Raw genomic sequence first — 23,842 nt, 5'->3', positions numbered from 1 at the left:
TGCCTGGCTACCAGTCCTGCTCCTGCTCGCCTTGGAGAACATCTCTTAGCTGAGACTCAAGATACTCAACCAGCTTTCGACACCATCGCCTGGCCCCCTCTGACTGACCCGGTTGCGCAAGCCACCGCTTCACCTGAGCAACTTGACCCAGGATTCGGTCTGATTCGTTCCCTGACCACATCCCAGAGGTGAATCTACCCACAAGTGCTGAGCTGACACCTTGCTCATCCCCGAAGCGACGCAGCAGGAAAGATGCCACGGGGCTCAATTCGTCCGAGCCTACGGACGTAATGGAGGCAACTGTCTTGGCGCGATCTGTTGAGTCGCCGACCCAGCCTTCGATCACGTCGAGGTCGATAACGTCAGCGGCCCAACCCTGCATTGAAAAGGCTAGCTTCCACGACCTACGTTCCGCGAGCCTGTTCAGAATTTCCAACCAGGCCTTTTCGCCTGCGAGTTTCAGCGCCCGGCCGAAGAGCCCCCGATTTTGAGAGCTTGAGTACATCCTGATCGCATCTAGTTCGACAAGCTGAATGAGAAGCCGCACGATACGCATCGGATCGGTATCGATCTGTAGCTCTGCAAGCCGCGACCAGTCGTGTTCTTGTTGACCGAGCATGGGGAACCGCAGCCGACAGTCAACGACCTCCGCGATCGCCTGTTGCAAGGCCGGTGACACCTCTGGACGGTCGTGCACTACGAACGCAAGGAAGTCTACTAAAGCACGGTAATCATCCTCGGAATTAATGCGGGACTTCCAGTCAGCGATGCAGCGCTGAAGAAAGTCTTCGTCATCAAGATCGCGCAGCCAGTAGAAGACGGCTCGAGCGCCTTCTGCGACTGAGATTTGCGGGAGCAGCTCGGTCACTCTTGTCTCTGCACGTGTGGTGCGTGGGCCCTGCGTGGTGAGGCGGAGCTTCATAGTCGGGTCAGTCTTCAACTCGTCTACGTACTGGTCGTAGAAGCCAGGCGTTGCCTCTTCAAGGCTGATGAGGAAACCCACTAGTGCACGCGGATTAGGCCCCGACACCTGATTAAGTAGCTTCGGAGCCGTCTCCTCAATGTCTGCGCCACACCTAGCGAGCATCCGACCGATTGTGAAGTCGGTAGGAACACTCTCGGCTAGCAACGCAAGAAGCTTGAGAGTGGCTGAAGCCGATTCAGTGCCTTCAAGGACTCGGGTGAACTCTGATTCGATGTCTGAATTGCGTCTGTCCCAGGGTGAAGAATGCGCAAGTACCCATAGCTGATCGTCAAGAGTCTCGGCAGGCAGAGCGGCGACAAATACGTCAATGTCCTCGGCATACTTCTTTTCATCGCCGGCACGGTCGTACAAGGACGCAAGTTCTGCAAGCTTCGCGCGCGCATCTTGAAGTTGCGCCGGGGCAAGGCTGGCGAGCGCTGACGCTAGGTGGTCTCGGAGTACCGGTTCGCCTAGCGAGTCGTGAATAGCCTCGGTGAGTGTCTCCACGGCGGACGATGCAATATCCACATCTGAGTCGTCGGTGAGAACTCGGAGAACGTCGATGACCGCGTTGCGGTACTCCCAAGACTCGCCCCAAGTTTTAGCCGCTCCGCGGGGCTCGACGACGACTCCGCCCTGAAGCTCGCCGGACACCATCGTGTGCTCCTGCGCATCGAGGGCGCGATGCGCAGCCTTAACGACGAGCGCCCGTACGGAGGGATCGTCACTCGTCGCCTTCGACCGCAAATACGTGAGGCGTTCACTTGGTACGGCTGCCGTTGACGGAAGCATCGTTCCGAAAAGATCAACCCATACGCCAGTTGAATTATTGGAGAATGATTCGTTTTCGACGAGTGCAAGCCGGAGCAGAGAGTCTGCTGCTTCGGCGAAGGTTGACGAGTGCCATGCGAGCTTTTGTAGCGCCCAAACTAGGGGGCGGCGTGCGCTTTGGGCTGTTCGAAGGACATCCGCATCCGCTTCCGCGAGCATGTCGGCTATCCGTCCAGACACCCGCTCTGGCGAGAGAATAGCGAGGTAGTCCAATAGTTTACGGCGTCTATCGCCCGCGACGGCTTCAAGTGAGGCGAGTGGACCGTCGGGGCCAAGCATTTGATCGACGACAGCCCGAGGCAACGCGGAATCGCCGATCTCGGCGGCGCGTCGGAACAGTCGCTCGGTTAGGTCCTCAGAGAGTATGGGAAGAAGGTCTATCACGATGCGTGACCCGAACTCGGTCCAACCTCTAGAAGCCAAATAAATGGCGACTGGGTGGGGGCCAACACTTCGATACCTTCCCTGCGTAGTCAGCAGGCCGCGCGAAGAGAGATCTGCTGCTGCAGATCGAAGATCCGATTTGGATATTCCTATTCCCTCACTGAGGATGTCGATTTCTATGGAGAGCTCGGCGTCAAACCCAATGCGGCTAAAGAGCGCGAGGGCGGATGATGCTAAAAAGAGTGCCCCTCCAGGAAGCTCATCAACGATGAACTGACGGATATCATTCGGATCAATCAGTTGTCGTACAGTGCCGGGGCGCTGGGCTACAAGTGCCTTTGCGCACTTAAGCGCGTAGTCGATGTTTCCCGCAGCCACTTCGACGATGACTCTGGCCGCCTCGGGCCAGAGTGTCGGTTCGTTCTTTCGCAAGAGTTGAGTGAGCGGCTCGTCCTCGAATGCCTTGATTCGTAGCGATGCTGCACGGGTTGCGCGCTGCGACAGTTCGCTAATGGTGACAAGTCGGATCTTTGTACCCGTCTGCAACATCGCCGCGAACGTGTCGTGACGTTTGGCGTCGCACTCGTCGATGACAATGATCGCCGAGCGCCCCTGGGTTTGAAGCTGACTCAAGACGGCGGGAGGAAACTGATCCTCGCTAGGCACATATAGTACGAGAGCCTGATTCGCCTGAGCGCGCAGCGACTCCATGACAAGTCGCGTCTTTCCGAGTCCGCTCACACCTTCAACGTGAACGCCGGACTCATCACCAGACAGTATGGCCTCTTGCAAGCTTGCGATCTGCTTCGTGCGTTCTTCCGACGGAACCCAAGTCGTCTTGTGGCTGACTGACGACGACCATTCATCGAAGGACTGGCCGATGATGCCAATACCGCGAATCAGTGGGCTGATGGCAACCGCTGGGAAGACTTCTGCCCATCGCGCGAGGTGGTCAGCATTGAAGACCTTAATGGTGTCAGCGTCGACCTGGATGTCGACAGAGCGGGCAGCTGCCTCCAGCGCCTCCTTGCGTTTGGTGATTTGGGCAGGAGTCAGCGAGCGCCCAAGTACCAAGCGGTAGGAGCCGCCATTCTTCAAAACTTCCAGTGCTGCGGTTGCGCCGAGAAGCTCTGCCTTGCATGCGGCTGGAGCCAGATTTCCAGCCTTGAACTGCCAAGCTGATTGTCCAAGAGGAATCCAGGCTGTGGCTCGGTCGGAGTCCAGTCCTGCATCGACACCTTCATCGGGTGCGTTTGTGCGGTAGGTCTGTGTGAGGGCGGCTCCCGCAAGCCCTGCACTCGCCAGTTCGGCTTCAAGCAGGCGTCCTACAAGCTCAGCAAAAGCCGAGCCCTCAAGACCCTCCACCTGACGCGGATCAACCGAGTAGGGCCCGTGGTCACGCACCTGGCGTTGTCCCTGTCATGTGTGTCGAAGCAGTCACGTCTATTCCCAAATTATGGCGCTTGGGACAATGCTTGTCAACAAGTTACTCGAACGTCGTGTTTTAGGTGAATTAAGGAAGGGTCGATAAGTTCTCGGGGAACATCGCAAAGAAGTTTGGCACGTGATAACCCCAGCCCGCGTTGTAGTCCATATCCTTCGACTCTGTCTTGGCAACTTCGTACTTGCGTAGAAGGTCATCGGTGTCCCGACTCCCGAACATCTTCGCAATCGCGTTGGCGCGTTGCTCAGAGATCATTTCATGAAGCGGTGGGGTGACGTGTGAATAACGCTCCGCATACACGGAAGTCTTGGGAAACCACCACTTGTACCGATCAGCAGGAAAACGGAACCTCAGGAGAAGATAGATGAGGCAGTCCGCTTGCACAAATTGGGCAAAGGAGACGATGCTCGCCTCTTCCGTGAACTCTTTCAAGAAGTCGGCGACGACACTCAGTCGTCGCAACTCTAGACGCTTGTTGCGGTACTCGTCGAGAATTGAGCTGTATTGATAGAAGTCCCCGAGTGTTGCGGCGCGTACACCTTCGAATCGGCGTTCGTAGAAGTACGTGTGATCTACAAGCTTCCATATGAGGTCGTACTCGCGATTCTTTACCAGAATTGCTAAAACAGAGACGATGATCTGTTGGGCCAAAAATCCAATATGTTCATAATCAGAGTCACGAAACGACTGGACTCCGGGGAGTGGGCCTTCCTGGGACTTGATTTGACAGAACAGGTCGTCTAGAAAGTCGACGTACTTCTCGGTTGCTGTTGAGTCCAAGGTCTGGGCTTGCACCAGTCGCAAGACGTCCGCCACGTATGGCTGGGCGTCACGAATCTTTCTAACTAAAATCTCGTCCACCTCGACAGGTACATCTTCGGAAATAGATCGCGAGCCACGGAGATGCTCCATCAAGTTCTCGACCGCAGAATAAACAGTCCCTGCACTGTGGCGGGAAACTACGATGGATTCGGACGGATGAGTGGACGAAGGCTCGAACGTCGGACGTGGCCCAAGGCGGGGCTTGACATGCTCGGGTTGTCCGTAGATATGACGTACGAGTTCGTCAAATCTCACGTGAAATTCGCTCGCATCTGAGAAGTCGATGTAGTGGCGGCCCTTCATGTATGCTGGCAGGCAAGGATGCCCGGAAGCGTCTCGCTCGAAAATTAGGGGGACAATCTTCTCCTGATCAATCTTGTTATATACCTCGCGACTGATCAGTTGAGTTTCTGCGCCGACACCTCCTTGGCGTCCATCCGCTTTCGTAACGTACGTTGCGTCAGAGATCACGAGAACGTGCGACACCTGGGGGTCAGTCACAACTCGCTCCATGAAGGCGTCGAGATCGTGGCCGGGGCGGTTGTCGTAGATGTCGAGGATCGTGTCGATCCCCTGGGAGATCAGTCGATCGGCAAAAGCCTTCACTCGTTCTTGATGGCGGGGGTCGGACCACGCGTAGGAGATGAAGGCTCGTGGCGCGTCTTCGCTCCCTTGATTTATGGTGTCCAGCGGGTGGGGGCCGGTTGCTTTCAGTGTTTCTGTAGGCTCTTCCACCGTAGATTCCCCCTGTATCACGTCGAGTCGTCTTTGAATCGATTCGGTGTGCGTTTCTGCCGGCACGTCACTCCAGCAAGTGCACCGATGAGTTGACTACTGCCAGCGTAGTGCGCGTTGTGGACCCCGGGCCGGGGCGCAGGCTGAGACAGCCGGCGGAGTGGTTCTCGTGGATCGTAGAGCGCAAACAAGGTCGGGTAGTCGGTGCGGGGGAGTGGATATGGGGCGGCCGGCGAGCAGCGTCCGGATGGACGTGCTCGAGCCGACCGCCCGTGAGGTGGAGCCGTCAGATGCCCTGGGGCTTCGGCGGCGTGCGCGGTGTCTTTGGTGACGGTGTGGCGTCGAAGATGGCGGCAATGGCGTCGCGTTTGCCTGCTGCCTCTCGCTCGATTTCTTCGCGGGCGGAGCTTGACCCGGTTTCCCGGACGGTTCTTGTGTGGTGATCATGCCGCGATTTCGACGGTGGCGTGTAGGGCTTCGTAGTCGGCGGGGCTGAGGTAGTCGAGCGATGAGTGCCGGCGGCGAGGGTTGTAAAAGCCCTCGATCCCCTCGAACATCGCGGACGCGAGTTGCGCCCTGGGGTCCCAGTTCGTGCGGTCCAGCAGTTCCGGTTGCATCGTCGACCAGAAGCTCTCGATCAGGGCGTTGTCGACGCTGGAGGCGACTCTGCCCATCGATCCGAGGAGTCCGGCTTGGCGCAGCCGGTGTCCAAAGAGCCACGAGGTGTATTGCGCTCCTCGATCGGCGTGGACGACGGTTCCGGGTTCGGGACGACGGCGCCGGGTTCGGGACGACGGCGCCAGCGGGCCATCTCGAGCGCGTCGACGACGATCTCCGCGGTGATCCGGTCCGAGATCGACCACCCCACGATCCGCCGCGAGTAGGCGTCGATGACGGCTGCGCAGTAAACCCAGCCGTCTTTCGCCCTGTGCTGGGTGATGTCGCAGAACCAGAGCCGGTTCGGCGCGTCCGCTCGGAACTGTCGCTTCACGAGATCCTCATGCGTCGCAGTGTTCGGCTTCCCGCCTCGCCGTTTGCGACGGTGGGACACGCCGGTGAGGCCGTCGAGGCGCATCAGCCGGGCGACGCGCTTCTTCCTAAGGCGGACGCCGAGCCCGAGTCGCAGTTCTGCCAGCACCCGTGGGGCGCCGTAGGTCTCTCGCGAGTCGGCGCGGATGCGACGGATCGTTCTCGTCAGCTCCTCGTCCGCGACCGCTCGCGGCGATGGCGGTCGGCTCGCCCAGTCGTAGTAGCCCGATCGGGAGATGTTCAGGAACCGGCAGGCCACCGCGACAGGGGTCCACCGGCGGCGAGCTCCTGGACCAGCCGGAACACTATTTTGGGAGCACGTTCTCCCTGGCGAAGGACGCCGACGCGCGCTTGAGGATCTCGATCTCCATCTCCAGCACCCGGTTCCGGCGCCGCAGCTCGACGAGTTCTTTGTGCTCCTCGGTGGTGACACCGGCCTTGCGGCCAGCGTCGATCGCGTCGCGGTTCATCCAGTTCCGAAGACAGGACTCGCTGATCCCCAGATCACGGGCGGTCTGGCCGACGGGGTTGCCCTGCGCGACGAGATCGAGGGCTCGACGCCGGAACTCCAGCGGGTGGGCAGCAGGCATCTCACGGACTCCTTCCGAGACGATCAGGGCCTCAACTCAGGTGTCCGGGAAACCGGGTCAAGCTCCTCTTGCGATCAAGCCCATCGCCGCACGGTTGAACTCAAGCTTCGGCGCCGTGCATCGAGTGCTGAAGGCGGAGGGCGTCAGGCTGCGTCCGCGTCCTGGTCGGTAGGCGCGGCCTTTTCAGCTTCGTTGCGGGCGCGCTCGAGCAGTGCCCGCGCGAGTTTGTCGTAGTCCGGTGTGGGTCGGGCGAGCCCACGGACACGGATGTTGTAGATCCGCTTGTGTCCAACGCGTCGAACGGGTGCCGCAGGTTGAGGATGGCGTTGTCTCTCCTCCGCGTGGGCAATCTCACGGAGGAGTAGTGCACTGCATCGACCAGCCAAATACTTGGTCCAATCCCCTTGTCGGCGGTACGCCACATAGGGTGCCCCGCAATGAGTGGGACACCCTATGTGGTTTATGGGCGTTACCGTCGAGTGGCGTCACCCGTCGTTGAGCCGTACAGCTTAGCGGTGGATGGGGTTCGACCGCGTGACGTTCAGACTTTCAGGGGTGACCTCAATCGCGAGCAAATCAGTTTGCGAGTCCACGTAGATTTCCTCCTCAACGTGTACCACGAGAAGTGCCAGCGCCGCGGTGACACCACTTGGGTCGTCACCGACTTCCCCGAGGGCGAGCAACGCATCCGAAGCGGTCCTGTGCAGGTATTTCTCAAGCGCCGGAGGAGGAGCGATAAACTCCACAGGTCTCACGTCAGAAGCATTCCGCGGTCGAAGGTTGTAGGCGACAGCGTCGATCCTCGATACCTCACAGATCTCGCCCAGTCTATTGACTAACTGCTCGTGTAAATTCAACGCCATCCTATTCTTGTCCAGTGCAGTAGCCAGACGACGGGAACGCGGTCACGATGTTGTTGCTCCGGTTGCCGGCGACGACGCGAACGATAGTTTCACCGACGGTCTGATTATTCTGCGTGTTCACCAGGAAGATCTTGCGAGAGTAGCACGTGGTGTCATTGGAGTCTCGGGGTTTCGTGATGACGGGATCCCGGAGGGCGGCGTCGATGCCGATGTCCGCGATATCGCGCCAATTCTGGTTCGTACCAGCAGCCTTGGCCTGCCAGTCACCTTCGTGGCGCGCCTTGATATGGAAATAACCAAAATTTGCATTCCCGCATCGGAGGATTTTCGACCTGGGGAAACTGCGGACTGTCTTGTTCGGATCCACCCCAACTCCGCATCCCGCCCACGTTTGTGCAGCGCTTGCCGCCTGGAGAGACCGAGACGACACTGTAGAAGGATCCGTTGTCCAAACAAGTGTCGCTCCAGAGTCCGCCGACGCCTGTGATTGGACGGTCGCGTTCGCCCCTGCGACCCCGGAAGAGAGGCAGACGCCCAGAGCTGCGATCAAAGCGGCAGTCCTGAACCGGTTCTTAGTAAGCATTCCTATCAGCCTTTCATATAGCCCGCGGGGCTGTATCTCAACCGCTCAGCGCTGACTACCCTCGATGAAAGAACGTTCACGAGTGCGAAACAAGTAGCCGTGACTACTTGAGTCCTGTTGGCGAAAGAGCTATAGGGCAAACAGCGGCTTCATGCTTAGTGCGTCATATATCCGCAAGAGTGTGTGCAATTTTGGGTTTGGAAGCGCGCCCGATGGGGTGGCGCATCGCTCAAGATGTCCGTACGTAACAACTGCGATACCTGCAGCTTGTGCCACCATCTCTTGAGATATCCCTTTTGCCTCACGCTGGTCGCGAAAAGACCTGCAGATGTAATGCACCGATGGCGCTAGTTCAATAGTGCATTCCTGGATCTTGACTTCCGAACTGAACATCGGTCGATTGAGTAATCGCTTTCCTCGATCCGTGGCGATCGATCTCTGTGTGCTGTACATGTGGCGGGACCCCCTCTTAATCGCTACCTATCCGACTCCCAAACTGTTGCAAGTTCGTCTCGTGCGATCAAGCGGATGCCTCCTGAACCCAGCAATTTTGGGCGACTAGCGGGTCAATTGCAAGAGAACTGCCAGGCTCGACTTGTAAGGACCGCCGCGAGCGCAGGCATGAGACGCGAAACTCTGCCGCGGTGAGACGTTCTATACGCCGAGAGATACCGCATGGAAGGCGATGACGATCGACAGAAACGAATCGACCGCGCAGCAGGGTTTCAGGCAGATAGCAGCCGCCGCGAACGCACCCTGAGCCGTGAACAGCGCACGGGGCGTGACTGGGCGCCGCCGGGTTCTCCCCACTCACATCTATGGATAACTTCGTCCGGGCCTGGCGAGATTCCACTCTGTGCGATCACCGAATGTTGAACGGAAGGCTCTCGGTGTCTCACGCCCCGCCCTCCGCTCAGGACGTTCGCCCTGAGTGGTGCGGTGCCGATCGCATGCGTCAGATCCACCCTGCCGATGAACTGAGCTGGGGCGACGTCGGCAACGTCAGATCCGTGGAATTCTCGTCAGCCCCCGATGGGTTCGACCCCTACGAGCGCAGGCTGCTGACTGATGCCGCCGTGGAGAGGGGCTGTACCGCCGACACAGCCTATGTGTCGTTGGTTGTGGCGACCTTCACTCCCGGTCGTTCCTAAGAGCCCTTGATAGTGCTCGCCGCCTGTCCCAGGCGGTCGGACGGGCGGCAACTGCGGCTGGCGCACTCGCCCCTGCGGACGAAGATGGGAGAAGTCTCATCCAAATCTTGGACGCATCGTCATAAGGTCGAGTGTCCGAAATGCGAAGGGGGCTCGCATGGTCTGGGGTGCTGACGAAGCGGTGCAGCGAGTACAAGACGATGTTCGTCGGGCGCAGCAACGCGCGGAGCGGTATCCCGCACTGCAGTCCGCCATCGACGGCGTACGCGGCAAAGCCGTGTCCATCCGCCGTGACCTGTCGGTCGAGGTCGACGCCGCCGGCGTGCTACGCGACCTCCGGATCGGCGACAGCGCGCTCGACCGTGGTGGCGACCGCCTGGCTGCCGAAATCTTCGAGCTGATGGGCAAGGCGACACGGCAGGCTCGTGCCGACACGCTCGCCGCGACGACAGAAATCATGGGGGACGACGATCCGATCGTGAAGACGATCGCCGCGGATCTCGAGGCCCGCAATGCGGGTGACGAGCTCGGACCGTCAGGAGGCATCCGATGAGCGGGGGCAACATCCGCATCGACGCCGAGCTTCTGAACCAGCACGCTGGGCACGTCGATCAGCTCGCCTCTGACGCTGCGCAGGCGCTCTCGGCGGTGCAGTCCATCAACCTCTCTGGTGGTGCGTTCGGGCTGCTGTGCGCGTGGATGGTTCCGCCTGTTGGCGTGGTATCACAGGCCGTCGGCTCTGCGATCCAGCAGGGCAGTCGGACTATCGAGCGCACCGCATCACAAATCCGCGATGCAGCTGGGGACTTCCAGCGATACGAAGACTCCGTCGTCGACGTCGTTCGCAGCCTCGAGCGAGGACTGGGCTGATGAGTGACAATCCGCTCGTTGCTGCTCCCGTCGCATCTGAGCCCTCAGCGTTCGGCGGCGCCTATCTTCTACAAGACGGCGCTGACCTGGCCAACGCCATCCAATCTGGCAACTGGGTTGAGGGCGGCATGGCGGCCTTCTCGACGGCAGTGGACACGATCGCCGCGGTGATCGACCCCATCGGCACCCTCCTTGCGAACGGGCTGGGATGGGTGCTCGATCACATCGAGCCCCTCCGTGGCTGGCTGCAGGATCTCACCGGCAATGCCGCCGAGGTCCAGGCATTCGCGCAGACCTGGGCAAACGTGTCAAACCAGCTCAATCGCGTCGGCGGCGATCTGCAGCACCGGCTGGCGGATCTCGATGACATGAGCGGCGAGACCATCACCGCCTACCGCGCCCACGTGCAGGCGCTGGCGGACACCGTCGCGTCAACTGGCACATGGTCGGGCGCTGTTGGGTCGGGCCTCGAGATCGCATCCACGCTCGTGCAGGCCGTCTACGAGCTAGTGCGTGACGGTATCGCTCAGGTCGTGGGTACGGCTATCAGCGCGCTGATCACTGCGGGGGCGACGCTCGGTCTCGGTACCCCGGTGGCTGTCGGGCAGATAGTGGCGCGCGTTTCGTCCGTTGCGACGCGGGTCGGCCGGTTCATCGAGAACCTGCTGTCGTCGGCTCGGAAGCTGATGCCACTGTTCGACAAGCTCTGTGCGGTGCTTGGCAAGCTGTTTCGGCGTGGGGGCGAGATTGCGCCCCCGAAAGGCCCCGACGGGCGCTTTTACTCAGTCGCGTACGAGATGGAGCTGGATCCGAGGGATTGGGCGAAGTCGAGAAAGGTCCACTCGAACCGTGCTAACGCGGCCCTCGACGAGGCCATCCGTTCCGACCCCGACTTCGCACGCGGTATGGAGGAGATGGTTCCGGGGGTCTCGGACCGAGTCGCCGCTGAGGGCGGCCGTAAGAGCCCCGATCCGACCCTCTTCACCTGGCACCACGCGCATCCCGATACCGTGGATGGTCGGTATGGTGTCACGCAGCTGGTTCCGAAGGATCAACACACGAAACCCTCGATTTTCTGGGACACACTGCACCCCGACGGTAGGGGTGGATATTCGATTTGGGGAGGCGGAAATTGATGCGCAGCGTGTGGTTCACCGACCGGTACGGTGCAGAGATTGAAGAGGACATCACCCTCGAGCATCAGGCGGCGCTTCTCTCGACGATTGCCGTTCCGGACGGCGACGACGAGCACAGGAGTATCTCCGTTTCTGATTCGGACGAGTGGAACCTGGAGTTTTATCCCGATCGGGTTCTTTTCGAGAACGTTGATGAGGATGGCGAGAAAGTAGGCAACCTTCGTGGCTTGAGCGAGGACGAACGTCTCGTCCTGGCGGACGAATTCATCCGCGGCGACTTCGTCGCGCTCCGCGCGCATTCTTGGGGCGACTGACGTGCCTGACCTCGCAGCTCGCTACGAAGGCAAACCCGTCCTTCGACTGCTCGACGCATACGTGCTCGACGCGCTGGGTGCGCTCGATGAGAAGACGGCCCGCGCAAACGAGCAGATGGCTCCGAAAATCATTTCAGCGCTGCATGTGGAAGCTTCGTCGTGGCAGGAAGCGATAGAGCGTTCGATGGAGATGCCTCCCGGGTCGGCTGACGAACTTCGCGCACGCTGGGAGCAATATGTCCACGAAGCTCTCGCAGCGGGCGTAACTCCCGACGTGATTGCTTGGACTCACAAGATGGTGGATGTGCGCTTCGAGAACGATTGACGGTTCGACCTTGCGAAGTTACGCCGTTTCACTGCCCTGAAACACAACGACGCCTCCGCCGATGGGCGGAGGCGTCGTTTCTCGTCTATCGCAATGGACGCTTCAACGAGTGAGTGGGGTGGTTACGCGGTAGCAGCTTTATAGGCGTCCACGATGGTGGCAGGCACGCGTCCGCGGTCGCTCACGGTGTGACCGTTGGCGCGTGCCCATTTGCGTACCGCGCCCAGGTCGAGATCGCTCTTGGCGCGAGCGCTTCCACGGGATGCTCGCCCACCGGCGGCGGATCCAGTTGCGCGGGCTGCGTCGACGAACGGGGCGAGCGCCTTGTAGAACTTGTCGGCGTTGCTGTCGGAGAGGTCGATCTCGTATGCGCGGCCTTCGACAGAGAAGGTGATCTGCTTTCCCTCACCCTGCTCGAGGACGGTGCCGTCGAGGTCGTCGGTGATCTGCGCAATGTGTTTGGTAGCCATGATGAGCAAAACCTTACACCCGAAGGTAACAATTCACGATCGAGTTGGATCGCGACTTTCGAACGTCATTCAAAGCTGCAATTTCGAAGACAACTGGCTCGTCGATCCGTGCATCTCTTGTCCTTCAACTGGCGGAGCGGCAGTAATCGGAGTGTGGTCGTTCGCTCGCAGCTACCTCGACTTGAAGATGCTGTTGTGCGCTTTTGGCAACGGCAACGGGTGACGGAAGCGTTCTCGAAGGCCCTTCGGGAGGGGATACAGCGCACCGTGGATAACGACCAGCGGGCCACGCGGTCACTGCACAAGCAGGTCAGTGCGAACTTGAAGAAGCTGGATACGCAGGAGCAAAACCTGCTGGATCTGGCCGCGGACGGGTTGATCCCACGCGCGACCATCCAGAGGCGCATCTCCGCAATTACCAAGCAGCGAGCCATCATGGCGGCGCAACTCGAGAATGTCGAACGCAAGCTCGCGGACGTCCTGGATTACATCGACGCCGCCGTGTCGTTCCTCGAGCGACCAGGCGAGGTCTATGCGAACGCCACAGACGAGATTCGCCGACTCATGAACCAGGCGCTGTTCCGGCGCATCTACGTCGAGGTTGACGAGGTGACGGGAGCGGAGCTCCACGCGCCATTCGACGCACTCCTGGCCGCGGACGCCGCGTTCCAACAGGAAAGCACCCTCGCTGGCAGCAAGGGTGCTTCAAGGTCGGACGAATCACGCGAAATTCTAACATCGCTTTGGACGATATTTCGAGTAAGCGCAACATGGTGGGCCCCGTGGGGCTCGAACCCACGACCCGCGGATTAAAAGTCCGATGCTCTACCGACTGAGCTAGAGGCCCTCGCCGTCCAGCCTACCGGCCCCGCGGGGGCGCTCGTGCTCACCGGCGTCGCCGCGACACGATCCAGAACAGGTAGGCGCCCCCGACGACGGCGGTGAGCAGGCCGACCGGAATCTGCAACGGTGCCAGGGCGCGCTGGGCGATGACGTCGGCGACGAGGAGCACGGCTGCGCCCGTGACCGCGGAGCCGACCAGCGGGATCCCGCTGGTGCCCATGGTGCGTCGGGCGAGTTGCGGTGCGGCCAGAGCGATGAAACCGATGGGACCGGCGACCGCGGTCGCGGTCCCGGTGAGCAGCGCGGCGACGACGATGAGCACGAGTCGTACTCGCCCGGTGCGCACCCCGAGGGCGACAGCGGTGTTGTCGCCGAGCTCGAGAGCGCGGAAGTCGCGGTACACGACGATCAATACGAGTGACAGGATGCCGATCGACGCGAGCAGCAGCGCCACATCGTCGAGAGATGTCGCCGCCAGGCTCCCGTGAAGCCATTGCGTCGCGTTGCGGGCGATCTCGAGCGGGGCCCGGGTCAGGAGGTAGTCGTTGACCGCCGACAGCAGGGTCGAGAGCGCGATCCCGGCGAGGATGGTCCGCTCTCGCGAGACGCCCACGCTGCGGGCGATGGCCATGACGACCACGACGGTCAGCAGACCGCCGATCCATGCCCCGGCGGCGGGAGAGGCGGTCGGCGCGAGAAAAGTGAGCCCGACGAGCGCCCCGGTGGCCGACCCGGCGCTGAATCCGACGATGTCGGGGCTCGCGAGCGGGTTGCGGGCGAGCGTCTGGAACACGGCCCCGGCCACGCCGAGGGCGGCGCCGATGGCCAGAGCGGCCAGAACGCGCGGGACGCGCAGGCCCACGACCACGACGGTCGTCCGTCCGTCACCCTCTCCGGTCAGCGCGGATGCCACCTGCCCGATGGACGCCTGGAAGGAACCCGTCGTGAGCCCGACCACCGCGGCTATCGCCGCGACGACGAGCGTGCCGACCAGGACCAGTGCGTATCGGAGGCGCCGTCGCGAGCGCGCGGGAGTGCGGAGGAAGGTTGCTGTGCTCACGGCATCCGCTTCTTCCGGAGGATGAGCCACAGCAGCAGCGGGGCCCCGAGGAAAGCGGCGACGATCCCCGCCTCCACCTCGCCGGGAGGGGCGATGACCCGACCGAGGACGTCGCTCGCGAGCGTCAGCGCTGCCCCGGTCACGGCGGCCAGGGGGAGCGACGTCCGGACGGACCCGCCCACCGCGCCGCGAACGGCGTGAGCCACGAGCAGTCCGATGAAGGCCAGGGGTCCCGCTGCCGCGGTCGCGGCGGCGCAGAGCAGGGTGATGGCGACGCCCGAGCCGATCATGACCAGCGGGGGAGAGACCCCGAGCGCCCGCGCCAGGTCGGCGCCGAGCTGCAGCTGATCGAGGCCCCGCGCCACGACGACGGCGAGCAGGAGGCCCACGACGGCGAAGGGCAGGAGCTGGAGCGCGACGTCGGGATCGCGGCGCTCGAACGAACCGACCGCCCAGAACCGGAACGACTCGAAGGTGTCGTCGTCGGCCAGCGTGATGATGCGGACGACGGCGCCCAGACACGCGCTGAGCGCCACCCCGGCCAGGACCAGACCGATGGTGTCGTCGCGCCGCTCGCCGCGGACCGCGGTGTGCACCAGCAGCGACGCCCCCGCCGCGCCCGCGAAGGCGAACCAGACGTATCCGCTCGCCGTCGCGACCCCGAAGAACCCGATGGCGACGACGACGCCGAGGGCGGCGCCCGCGTTCACCCCGAGCAGGCCCGGGTCGGCGAGCGGGTTCCGCGTCGCGGCGCGCATGAGCACGCCGGCCACGCCGAGACAGGCCCCGGCGAAGATCGCGGTGAGGGTGCGCGGTAGGCGGAGCTGATGGACGATGACGCCGGCGGCATCCTGTCGATCCGAGAAGAGGGTCGACACGACATCGAGGGGGCTGAGGGCGCGAGATCCCACGGCGAGACTCGCGAGGACGAGTCCGACGAGGATGCCGCTGACGACCAGGAAGAACATGACCGCGCGTCGTCGCGACGACCGTCGACTCGAATCCCGTTCCGCCACGCCCGGGACGGTGGGCGGCTGGACGACGATCACATAGGTAAGGATAACCTAACCGGGTGATCGACTTTCGTTTGTTGTCCTCCCGTGCCCGATTCCGTCCTCGACGACTCGTCGGCGTCGGCCTCGCTGCAGCCGTGCTCGCCCTCGCTGGATGCGCCGGCCCCGCCGCGGGCCCTTCGGCGGTGGATGCCGAGGCCGGCTCGACCGGGGAGTGGACCGTCTCGCGCGACCTCGAGCCCGGCATGGGCTCCGCGCAAGCCGACGGCGTCTTCCCCCGCGAGGTGACGCACTTCGCCGGGACGACCGAGATTCCGTCCGAGCCGAAGCGTATAGCGGTCGTCTCCACGGGGCAGCTCGACGCGCTCCTCTCTCTGGGCCAGGTGCCGGTGGCGGCGACACGGGCCGAGAACAGCGGACTGGTGCCCCGGTATCTGCTCGACGCGTTCCCCGAGCGGGCGCCGGCGCTGGACGCCATGTCCGACATCGGCCAGCGGACCGAGCCCGACCTCGAGGCAATCGCGCAAGCCGCGCCCGATCTGATCTTGATCAACTCGACCCGGGGCGCCCAGCTCTACGACGCTCTCGCGGCCATCGCGCCCACCGTGGTGACGAAGGGCAACGGGGTGAACTGGAAGAGCGACTTCCTCCTCATCGCCGACGCCCTGGGTGACGAGGGCGATGCCCGCGGCATCCTCGACGATCTTCAGGCCCAGAGCGCCGCGTTCTCGCAGACCCACCCGGCGGGGGAGCCGGCCGTATCGTTCCTGCAGTCGACGGGCGACCGCACGCGCATCATGGGAGTGCCGTCCTTCGCGGGAGGCATCGCGGAGGATCTCGGTCTCGGACGCCCAGAGTCGCAGCGGTTCGACGAGACGTCGCAGGAGATCAGCGCCGAACAGATCGACCTCGCCGACGCGGATCACGTGTTCTATGGCGGAACGGGGCAGGGCGTGTCGTTCATCGAGCAGGCGCCGCTGTGGCAGACCCTTTCCGCCGTCGCCGGCCAGAAGACGACGACCGTCGACTTCGACCCGTGGTTCATGAACGCCGGGCCCGTCGCCGCCCGGCTCGTGCAGAACGAGATCATCCGCACGGTCGCGTTCTGACGAACGAAAGCGAGCGCCGGACCCCCTCGCCTGGGGTCCGGCGCTCGCCGTCAGGATCGGTCGATCATCGACCGGTCGAAAACGCGATGACTCGCGCTTTCGTGAATTACATGGTGGGGGGCATCAGCACCGTGTCGATGAGGTACACGGTGGCGTTGGCCGTCTGGACGCCACCGCAGATGACGCTGGCGCTGTCGTTCACCTTGATGGAGTCGCCCGAGCCCGAGACGGTGACGTCCTGGCCCTCGACCGTGGTGTGCGTGCCGTCGATCGCGTCGGGGGCGATCTGGCCGGGGACCACGTGGTACGTGAGGATCTTGGTCAGGGTGGCCGAGTCGGTCTTGAGGCCGTCGATGGTGGCGGCCGGGATCTTGGCGAACGCGTCGTCGACCGGGGCGAATACCGTGAACTCCGAACCGTTCAGCGTGTCGACCAGGTTGACGTCGGGGTTCAGCTGGCCGCTGACGGACGCGGTGAGCGTCTTCAGCAGCGGGTTGTTCGACGCGGCGGTGGCCACCGGGTCAGCAGCCATGCCGGCGACCGAGCCGGAACCCGAGGGAACGGCGGCGGCGTAGTCGGCGCAACCGGGGCCGACGAGGTTGGCGGCGGGGTCCATCGCGCTGGACGACATCGACGGCGAGGCCGACATCGAGGGCATTGCGCTCTCCTCGGTGGTCGAGCCACCCGAGGTGGTGCCACCCGAACATGCGGTGAGAGCGAAGGCCGAGCCCAGAACGAGGGCGAGACCAGCGACAACGGGCTTCTTGTTGGTGAGCATGACATTCCTCCGAAATCATCCGGATCGCGTCTGCGACCCGTCAGGGACACCCCGGTGCGAGGGGCGGTTCGCCGTGGAGCGGCTTACACAGGGTCTTCGGGACCCCCTCGGGATCGGATTGCGAAATGTTGCGGATTTGACCGGTCGCCGGCATTCGAGGGCTTTAAATCCCTGGTCAAGCGAGAATAAATATTCTTCAGAATGTTTTTCGATCGAATCCGGTGACGCCCGGAAGGCCGCGGAGGCTCAAGATAACGGTTTGCCCCGAGCTGTCTCGCCACGCGCACACACGCGCGCGGGGGTGCGCGGGGCGTAGGCAATGATGGGGTCATGGTGATCGACGGTTTCGACCTTCCCGACGACGGGACGGAGAACGCCGACCACGTGGGTGTCCTCTTGCAGCGCGTCGCCGCCGGCGACCGCGCCGCTTTCGCCGAGCTGTACGACTCCCTGTCGGCCCGCGCCTTCGGTCTGATCCTCCGTGTGCTCGTGGACCGCTCGCAGAGCGAGGAAGTGCTTCAGGAGGTCTTCCTCGAGATCTGGCAATCCGCTGGGCGCTTCACTCCGAACAGAGGTCAGGGAAGATCGTGGGTTCTCACGATCGCGCACCGTCGAGCGGTGGACCGCGTGCGGTCCTCGCAGTCGAGCGTCGATCGAGATGTGCGCGCGGGCTTCCGGGATATGGACGTCGCATACGACGCCGTGTCCGAGAAGGTCGAACTGAAAATGGAAGGGCGGCGCGTCGTCGATGCACTGGCGACGCTCCCCGAGGCGCAGAAAGAAGCGCTCACGCTCGCTTATTTCGGCGGGTACAGCCAAAGTGAGATCGCGACCCTCGTCGGGGCGCCGCTCGGTACGGTCAAGACACGAATGCGCGACGGATTGTCGCGCTTGAGAATGGAGATGGGGGTGGACAAGTGAACGAGAGGGATTTCGCCGACCTCGCCGTCGGACACGCGCTCAACGCGCTCTCCGAGGCTGATGAGCGCGCGTACCAGGAGGCTCTCGCGGGTAACCCGAGCTGGGACCACCACGTGCGCCACGCCGTCGACGCGGTAGCCGCGATCGGCGACTCCGTCGAGCCCGTCGAGCCTCCGCCGTCCGTGCGGGCTTCGCTGTTCGCGCGCATCTCCGACCTCCCGCAGGAGTCAGCGGCATCCGCTTCCGCCGCCGAATCCGTCGACGACGTCGAGGACTTCGCCGCGGCCAGCCCCGCTGTCACCGAGCCCGAGCGCGAGGCCGTCACGGTCGGCGCGTCTCCGGGATCCGGATGGGGCGCCCGTCGCTGGTTCGCACTGGCCGCATCATTCGCCGCCGTCCTCGTGCTCGGCTTCGGCGCCGTCACCGTCAGCCAGTTGTTCGCTCCGCCCGCCGCGGTCGTCGCCCTCCAGCAGATCGAAGATGCACCCGACGCGCAGTCGGCCTCGGCCACCATGCCCGACGGAACGGTCGCCACGGCGCACTGGTCGCCCTCGAGCGGAAAGAGCGTGCTCGTCGCCGACGGCATGCCGGCGCTGCCCGACGGCAAGACCTACGAGCTGTGGTTCGTTCGCGGTGAGAACCAGATCGCGATCCCGGCCGGGATCTTCGAGCCGGATGCCGATGGCAACGCCACGGCTCAGCTCTCGGGTGAGATGCACAGCGGTGACGTCATCGCCGTGACGGTCGAACCCGCGGGTGGTTCTCCCGACGGCACGCCGAGCTCGGCCCCCGTGCTCGCCGTCGCCACGGCCTGATCACCTTCAGACTGCCTGTTCCGGTGCAGTCGCCAGCGGGTACCTCGCGTGCGGCCCGCCCCGCGAGGGGGACGCTCTAGCCTGGATGCATGAGCGATTCCCCCCGCGAATTCCACAAGCCGGTTCGGCGTCCCGCAGAGCTGTTCGACCGTCTGTTCTCGGCGGAGGACCCGGCCGAGGTGTCGCGGGTCGCGCACAGCACGGCGCAGGCGCTCTTGTCGCGCGTCCGCGCCGATCCGAGCATCGACGTGGTCGAGCGGCTGGTGGCGTTCACCGACGATCACGGCATCGACGACATCGCCGAGCTGTGGTCGCGCTCGCCCGCTCGCTCCCTTCCCGGCTCGCTGTGGCGCCTCTACCTTCTGCAGCTGATGATCCACGACGACGCCGCCACGGCAGCCCTGCTCTACGAGCGCGGTCGGGTGGAGATGGCGACGGTGGATGCCGTGGTGGCCGGGGCTCCGGCGCCGGCGGGCCCCGAAGAGCTGGTGCAGCTGATCGACACCATCCTGCGCGGGCTCTTCGAAGGGGACTTCGCCGTGGCCCTCGATCGCGCCGCGGCGTTCTGCCGCGTGCAGGCGGCGGGGTCCACCCATCTCGCCGACGACTACGAGAACACCGAGTCGGAGCGGGCGTCAGCTCTCACCACGCGCGCTCTGCGGCTCGCCACGTACGCGGAGGACCTGTCGGCGTCGGCCGCTCTCTGGCGCCGTGACGCGCTGACCTGAGCGGAAAAGATAAGTGCCGGACCGCAGAACGCCTCTCGGCGCATGGCCGCTCATAGCGGCAGAAGATGGAGCCCGGGGTTACTGCGGCCCGGCTAGGAAAGTGTAACAAGCCCCGCCCGCGGACATTCCCTCGAACAGCCCGGTTGACAAGACCCGGGCGTGTCGGCGGTGCGGCGTAGGCTCGGCTCATGGCTTGGCGCTTCGCTCTCGTGATCGACCCTGCGGCATCCGATGACGAAGGCGTCGACTACCGTGACACGCTGCACGAGATCGACCCACACGGTCCCGCCCTCGGGGTGGGTGAGCTCAGTGCTCAGCGCGGAGACGGCGTGTTCGAGAGCCTCGGCGTCGTCGACGGCCATCCGCAAGAGGTCGGACCGCACCTCGCGCGCCTCGCGCATTCCGCGGCGCTCTGCGACCTCCCCGCGCCGAACCTCGCCCAGTGGCGCGTCGCGATCGAGCGCGTGGCGCGCGAGGCGGGGGCGGGGGAGAACGTCATGAAGCTGCTGCTCAGCCGCGGCGTCGAGCACGGCCCCGCGCCGACGGCGTGGATCACGCTCGCCGACGCCCCCGACAACACGAGCGGACGAACGACAGGTGTCGCTGTCGCCACCCTCGATCGCGGCTACGCCCTCGACGTCCCCGCGCGCGCTCCCTGGCTTCTGCTCGGGGCCAAGACGCTCTCGTACGCCGTCAACATGGCCGCCATCCGCGAGGCGAAACGTCGCGGGGCCGACGACGCCGTGTTCGTCACGAGCGACGGCTACCTGCTCGAGGCGCCCACGGCATCCATCGTCCTGCGTGTCGGCGACCGCTTCGTGACGCCGGAGCCGCAGGCCGGCATCCTGCACGGGACGACACAGCTCAGTCTGTTCGCGTACCTCGAGGGTCGCGGCTTCACCACGGCGTACGAGACGGTGCCGGCGAAAGACCTCGCCACAGCGGATGCCGCCTGGCTGCTGTCGAGCGTGCGGCTCGCGGCCCCGGTCCGATCCGTCGACGGGATCGAGGTGCCGGTGGACCGCGCCTTCACCGATGAACTGAACGCCTACCTGCTCAGCCCCCGCGACTGAGCGGCCCGGGGAACGACGAAGGCCCCGCCGGAGCGGGGCCTTCGCACGGGACTGCTTATCCGAAACGGCCCGAGACGTAGTCTTCGGTCGCCTGGACGCTGGGTGCGGTGAAGATCGACGCGGTGTCGTTGTACTCGATGAGCTTTCCGGGCTTGCCGGTGCCGGCGATGTTGAAGAACGCCGTCTTGTCGCTCACACGCGAGGCCTGCTGCATGTTGTGCGTCACGATGACGATCGTGTACTCGCTCTTCAGCTCGCCGATCAGCTCTTCGATCGCGAAGGTCGAGATCGGGTCGAGGGCCGAGCACGGCTCGTCCATCAGCAGCACGTCGGGCGAGACGGCGATGGCGCGCGCGATGCACAGACGCTGCTGCTGACCGCCCGAGAGGCCGCCGCCGGGCTTGTCGAGACGGTCCTTGACCTCGTTCCAGAGGTTGGCGCCCCGCAGCGACTTCTCGACCAGGGCGTCGGCGTCGCTCTTCGGCATCCGCTTGTCGTTGAGCTTCGCGCCGGCCAGCACGTTCTCGCGGATCGACATCGTCGGGAACGGGTTGGGGCGCTGGAAGACCATGCCGACGTGGCGACGCACGAGCACGGGGTCGACGCCCGGACCGTAGAGGTCGTCGCCGTCGATGAGCACGCGGCCCTCGACGCGACCGCCGGGGATGACCTCGTGCATGCGGTTCAGCGTGCGCAGAAACGTGGACTTGCCGCAGCCCGAGGGGCCGATGAAGGCGGTGACCGAGCGGGGCTCGATGTCGATCGAGACGCCCTCGACCGCGAGGAAGTCGCTGTAGTAGACGTTGAGGTCTTGGACCTCGATGCTCTTGGACACGAGTGAGTGCCTTTCTGGGCTCAGCGCGCCTTGGGCGCGAACACCGCCGCCACGATACGGGCGATCAGGTTGAAGATGACGACGAGGACGACGAGCAGGAAGGCCGCACCCCAGGCGTTCGCCTGAGACGCATCGATGTCCTGACCGGGGAAGCTGTACGCGGTGTAGGCCATCACGGGGAGGGTCTGCATCGGGCCTTCGAACGGGTTGGCGTTGAAGTTGTCGGTGAAGCTCGCCGCGATGAAGATCGGCGCGGTCTCACCGACGACGCGGGCCACGGCCAGCACGACACCGGTGATGATGCCCGATGCGGCGGTACGCAGCACGACCTTGATGATCGTCGCCGAGCGCGGCACGCCCAGCGCGAGGGACGCCTCGCGCAAGTCGGCCGGGACGAGGCGCAGCATCTCTTCGGTGGAGCGGATGACGATGGGGATCATCAGCACGCAGAGGGCGATGGATGCCGAGAACCCGCTGAACGCCTTCGGACCGACGACCAGGCTGAACAGCGAGAACGCGAACAGACCGGCGACGATCGAGGGGATGCCGGTCATCACGTCGACGAGGAAGGTGATCGCGCGACGCAGTGGGTTGTTCGGCTGCGCGTACTCGACCAGGTAGACCGCGGCGAGGACGCCGATCGGCACCGAGATGAGGGCGGCGATACCCGTGATGATGAGCGTGCCCGTGATGGCCTGCCAGGCGCCCGCCGTCGCGACGACCTCGAGGGTGTCGGGGTTGAAGGCGGTGCCGCCCACCTGCGTGACGAAGTTCCAGTTGACCACCGCGAGGCCCTTGGAGACCACGGTCCACAGGGTCGAGATGAGGGGTGCGACCGCGAGGAGGAACGCGACGGTCACCAGGCCGCGGACGACGCGGTCCACCGCCTTGCGGCGATTCTCGACGATCGAGGACCCGACCCCGATGGCGATCAGGTACAGCACCGCCGAGAGGATCAGCCACGTCGCGAGGGCGAAGCCGCCCAGCAGGAGCTGGATGACCGCGACCACGACGGCCACGCCGACCAGGAGCGCGGGCTCGATGAAGCGGGGCAGCTGGCCGCTGGTGAGGGCCAGGGGAGACGAGGACGAGGGGGCCGTGACGGTCATGAGCGCTTGCCCTTCTTGCGACCCTTCGCACCGGGGCCCGTCGCCCCGATGATGTAGCGGGCGAGCATGTTCACCGCGAGAGAGACGACGAACAGCATGAGGCCGGTACCGATCAGCGCCGAGCGCTGGAGGTCGGTGGCGATCGGGAAGTTCAGCGCGATGTTGGCCGCGATGGTCTGCGAGTTGTATCCGTCGGTGAGCAGCAGCACCGAGTAGATCAGGGTGGGCGAGACGATCAGCGCGATGGCCATCGTCTCTCCGAGCGCGCGGCCGAGACCGAGGAGCGTGGCCGAGACCATGCCACTGCGGGCGTAAGGGAAGACCGCGAGACGGATCATCTCCCAGCGCGTGGCGCCCAGCGCGAGGGCGGCCTCTTCGTGCAGGCGCGGGGTCTGCAGGAAGATCTCGCGCGTGATCGAGGTGACGATCGGGAGGATCATCACGGCGAGGACGACACCACCGGTGAACATCGTCGAACCCGTGGTCGAGACCGGGCCCTGGAAGAGCGGGATCCAGCCGAGGTACTGGTTGAGGAACTCACCGACCGGCACGAGCAGCGGGCGCATGACGATGATGCCCCACAGGCCGAAGACGATCGAGGGGACCGCGGCCAGCAGGTCGACGATGTAGCCGAGGAAGCCGGCGATCCGACGCGGGGCGTAGTGCGAGATGAACAGCGCGATGCCGATGGCGACCGGCGTGCCGATGACCATGGCGATGAGCGCGGCCCAGATGCTGCCGAACAGCAGCGGACCGACGTACTCCCAGAAGTTGGTCCAGCTGCCGTTCTGGTAGCCCGCGAGGTCGCCCTCGGTCCAGTTGCCGGTGATCGCGGGGATGCCGCGGATGATCAGGAAGATCGCCACCCCGGCGAGGATGATCATGATCGACACGGCGGCCGTGGTCGACAGCCCCAGGAAGACCGAATCGCCGACGCGGCGCTTGCCGACGATCGACGTCCGAGGCGGGGGAGGGGAGGACGGGGCGGTCTCTGTGTCAGCGACGGTGTCAGTCACGGGGGACCTCACGCTCGGCACGGGTCATGGT

The 23,842-nt window shown here is 64.0% G+C and carries 26 protein-coding genes and 1 tRNA gene; 10 read left to right on the top strand and 17 right to left on the bottom strand.

Annotated features, from left to right (window positions below; translation table 11 throughout):
• Positions 1 to 7: 7 nt before the first annotated feature.
• From ASE56_RS16990 to ASE56_RS18050, 8 genes are all read right to left on the bottom strand, one after another.
• Positions 8 to 3,583 carry a hypothetical protein gene (locus ASE56_RS16990; protein ID WP_156371686.1) on the bottom strand — a complete coding sequence of 1,192 codons (3,576 nt, stop codon included), beginning with the start codon at positions 3,581 to 3,583 and terminating at the stop codon, positions 8 to 10.
• Positions 3,584 to 3,692: 109 nt separating this feature from the next.
• On the bottom strand, positions 3,693 to 5,246 hold the full coding sequence (locus ASE56_RS16600; protein WP_082450454.1) for a toll/interleukin-1 receptor domain-containing protein: 1,554 nt from the start codon (positions 5,244 to 5,246) through the stop codon (positions 3,693 to 3,695).
• A 377-nt stretch (positions 5,247 to 5,623) separates the two neighbouring features.
• Entirely contained in the window at positions 5,624 to 5,854 is a 231-nt protein-coding gene (locus tag ASE56_RS16595) for an integrase core domain-containing protein (RefSeq protein ID WP_082450452.1), read from the bottom strand.
• Positions 5,818 to 6,468: an IS3 family transposase gene (locus ASE56_RS11285; RefSeq protein WP_162234507.1), complete on the bottom strand. Its 651-nt coding sequence runs from the start codon at positions 6,466 to 6,468 to the stop codon at positions 5,818 to 5,820. Before ASE56_RS11285 ends, ASE56_RS16595 begins: the two co-directional genes overlap by 37 nt.
• A 46-nt stretch (positions 6,469 to 6,514) precedes the next feature.
• Complete coding sequence (locus tag ASE56_RS11280; protein WP_056229365.1) at positions 6,515 to 6,799, bottom strand: transposase; 285 nt, start codon at positions 6,797 to 6,799, stop codon at positions 6,515 to 6,517.
• A 509-nt stretch (positions 6,800 to 7,308) separates the two neighbouring features.
• Positions 7,309 to 7,662 (bottom strand): hypothetical protein, encoded by a 354-nt coding sequence (locus ASE56_RS11275; RefSeq protein WP_156371684.1) that lies wholly within the window; start codon positions 7,660 to 7,662, stop codon positions 7,309 to 7,311.
• Between the two features lies 1 nt (position 7,663).
• A complete protein-coding gene (locus ASE56_RS16985) occupies positions 7,664 to 8,029 on the bottom strand; it encodes a hypothetical protein (protein ID WP_156371683.1) in 366 nt (121 codons plus the stop codon).
• Positions 8,030 to 8,374: 345 nt separating this feature from the next.
• On the bottom strand, positions 8,375 to 8,638 hold the full coding sequence (locus tag ASE56_RS18050) for a helix-turn-helix domain-containing protein (RefSeq protein WP_369111403.1): 264 nt from the start codon (positions 8,636 to 8,638) through the stop codon (positions 8,375 to 8,377).
• 915 nt (positions 8,639 to 9,553) lie between these two features.
• On the opposite strand from ASE56_RS18050, the gene ASE56_RS11265 reads away from it, so the two are divergent.
• From ASE56_RS11265 to ASE56_RS11245, 5 genes are read left to right on the top strand one after another with little or no spacing between them, the layout of a single operon-like run.
• Positions 9,554 to 9,949, top strand: coding sequence for a hypothetical protein (locus tag ASE56_RS11265; protein ID WP_056229356.1), 396 nt, complete (start codon positions 9,554 to 9,556; stop codon positions 9,947 to 9,949).
• Positions 9,946 to 10,266, top strand: coding sequence for a type VII secretion target (locus ASE56_RS11260; protein ID WP_056229355.1), 321 nt, complete (start codon positions 9,946 to 9,948; stop codon positions 10,264 to 10,266). Before ASE56_RS11265 ends, ASE56_RS11260 begins: the two co-directional genes overlap by 4 nt.
• Positions 10,266 to 11,402 (top strand): HNH endonuclease, encoded by a 1,137-nt coding sequence (locus tag ASE56_RS11255; protein ID WP_082450446.1) that lies wholly within the window; start codon positions 10,266 to 10,268, stop codon positions 11,400 to 11,402. The genes ASE56_RS11260 and ASE56_RS11255 overlap by 1 nt, the downstream gene beginning before the upstream one ends.
• Before the next feature lie 8 nt (positions 11,403 to 11,410).
• Complete coding sequence (locus tag ASE56_RS11250; RefSeq protein ID WP_156371682.1) at positions 11,411 to 11,716, top strand: hypothetical protein; 306 nt, start codon at positions 11,411 to 11,413, stop codon at positions 11,714 to 11,716.
• Between the two features lies 1 nt (position 11,717).
• A complete protein-coding gene (locus ASE56_RS11245; RefSeq protein WP_156371681.1) occupies positions 11,718 to 12,041 on the top strand; it encodes a hypothetical protein in 324 nt (107 codons plus the stop codon).
• Between the two features lie 122 nt (positions 12,042 to 12,163).
• Here ASE56_RS11245 and ASE56_RS11240 read toward each other — a convergent pair whose 3' ends face one another.
• The 5 genes from ASE56_RS11240 to ASE56_RS11220 form a co-directional block, all read right to left on the bottom strand.
• Positions 12,164 to 12,511, bottom strand: coding sequence for an Lsr2 family protein (locus ASE56_RS11240; protein WP_056229882.1), 348 nt, complete (start codon positions 12,509 to 12,511; stop codon positions 12,164 to 12,166).
• 294 nt (positions 12,512 to 12,805) lie between these two features.
• Positions 12,806 to 13,141: a hypothetical protein gene (locus tag ASE56_RS17285; protein ID WP_056229343.1), complete on the bottom strand. Its 336-nt coding sequence runs from the start codon at positions 13,139 to 13,141 to the stop codon at positions 12,806 to 12,808.
• A gap of 141 nt (positions 13,142 to 13,282) precedes the next feature.
• A tRNA-Lys gene (locus ASE56_RS11230) sits at positions 13,283 to 13,358 on the bottom strand.
• Positions 13,359 to 13,397: 39 nt separating this feature from the next.
• Positions 13,398 to 14,414 carry an iron chelate uptake ABC transporter family permease subunit gene (locus ASE56_RS11225; RefSeq protein WP_056229340.1) on the bottom strand — a complete coding sequence of 339 codons (1,017 nt, stop codon included), beginning with the start codon at positions 14,412 to 14,414 and terminating at the stop codon, positions 13,398 to 13,400.
• A complete protein-coding gene (locus ASE56_RS11220) occupies positions 14,411 to 15,463 on the bottom strand; it encodes an iron ABC transporter permease (RefSeq protein WP_156371679.1) in 1,053 nt (350 codons plus the stop codon). Before ASE56_RS11220 ends, ASE56_RS11225 begins: the two co-directional genes overlap by 4 nt.
• Before the next feature lie 23 nt (positions 15,464 to 15,486).
• On the opposite strand from ASE56_RS11220, the gene ASE56_RS11215 reads away from it, so the two are divergent.
• A complete protein-coding gene (locus ASE56_RS11215; RefSeq protein WP_235556981.1) occupies positions 15,487 to 16,536 on the top strand; it encodes an iron-siderophore ABC transporter substrate-binding protein in 1,050 nt (349 codons plus the stop codon).
• Between the two features lie 106 nt (positions 16,537 to 16,642).
• On the opposite strand, the gene ASE56_RS11210 is transcribed toward ASE56_RS11215, so the two are convergent.
• Positions 16,643 to 17,314 carry a fasciclin domain-containing protein gene (locus tag ASE56_RS11210; protein WP_056229332.1) on the bottom strand — a complete coding sequence of 224 codons (672 nt, stop codon included), beginning with the start codon at positions 17,312 to 17,314 and terminating at the stop codon, positions 16,643 to 16,645.
• Positions 17,315 to 17,644: 330 nt separating this feature from the next.
• On the opposite strand from ASE56_RS11210, the gene sigK reads away from it, so the two are divergent.
• The 4 genes from sigK to ASE56_RS11190 all read left to right on the top strand — a co-directional run bounded on the left by sigK (position 17,645) and on the right by ASE56_RS11190 (position 20,851).
• Positions 17,645 to 18,235, top strand: coding sequence for an ECF RNA polymerase sigma factor SigK (gene sigK / locus ASE56_RS11205; RefSeq protein WP_056229327.1), 591 nt, complete (start codon positions 17,645 to 17,647; stop codon positions 18,233 to 18,235).
• Positions 18,232 to 19,050 carry an anti-sigma factor gene (locus ASE56_RS11200; RefSeq protein ID WP_056229324.1) on the top strand — a complete coding sequence of 273 codons (819 nt, stop codon included), beginning with the start codon at positions 18,232 to 18,234 and terminating at the stop codon, positions 19,048 to 19,050. The genes sigK and ASE56_RS11200 overlap by 4 nt, the downstream gene beginning before the upstream one ends.
• An 89-nt stretch (positions 19,051 to 19,139) precedes the next feature.
• Positions 19,140 to 19,778 (top strand): hypothetical protein, encoded by a 639-nt coding sequence (locus tag ASE56_RS11195; protein ID WP_056229321.1) that lies wholly within the window; start codon positions 19,140 to 19,142, stop codon positions 19,776 to 19,778.
• A gap of 188 nt (positions 19,779 to 19,966) precedes the next feature.
• Complete coding sequence (locus ASE56_RS11190; protein ID WP_056229318.1) at positions 19,967 to 20,851, top strand: aminodeoxychorismate lyase; 885 nt, start codon at positions 19,967 to 19,969, stop codon at positions 20,849 to 20,851.
• A 55-nt stretch (positions 20,852 to 20,906) separates the two neighbouring features.
• Here the strand turns inward: ASE56_RS11190 and pstB are convergent, their stop codons facing one another.
• Genes pstB through pstC form a run of 3 tightly spaced genes read right to left on the bottom strand, consistent with a single transcriptional unit; the run spans position 20,907 to position 23,811 of the window.
• Positions 20,907 to 21,686, bottom strand: coding sequence for a phosphate ABC transporter ATP-binding protein PstB (gene pstB, locus ASE56_RS11185; RefSeq protein WP_056229315.1), 780 nt, complete (start codon positions 21,684 to 21,686; stop codon positions 20,907 to 20,909).
• 20 nt (positions 21,687 to 21,706) lie between these two features.
• Positions 21,707 to 22,795, bottom strand: coding sequence for a phosphate ABC transporter permease PstA (gene pstA, locus ASE56_RS11180; RefSeq protein ID WP_056229312.1), 1,089 nt, complete (start codon positions 22,793 to 22,795; stop codon positions 21,707 to 21,709).
• Entirely contained in the window at positions 22,792 to 23,811 is a 1,020-nt protein-coding gene (gene pstC, locus ASE56_RS11175; protein ID WP_056229309.1) for a phosphate ABC transporter permease subunit PstC, read from the bottom strand. The genes pstA and pstC overlap by 4 nt, the downstream gene beginning before the upstream one ends.
• Positions 23,812 to 23,842: the final 31 nt, after the last annotated feature.

This window comes from Microbacterium sp. Leaf203, from assembly GCF_001421275.1.
GTDB lineage: Bacteria > Actinomycetota > Actinomycetes > Actinomycetales > Microbacteriaceae > Microbacterium > Microbacterium testaceum_A.
This window is presented reverse-complemented; position numbering and strand designations above follow the sequence as displayed.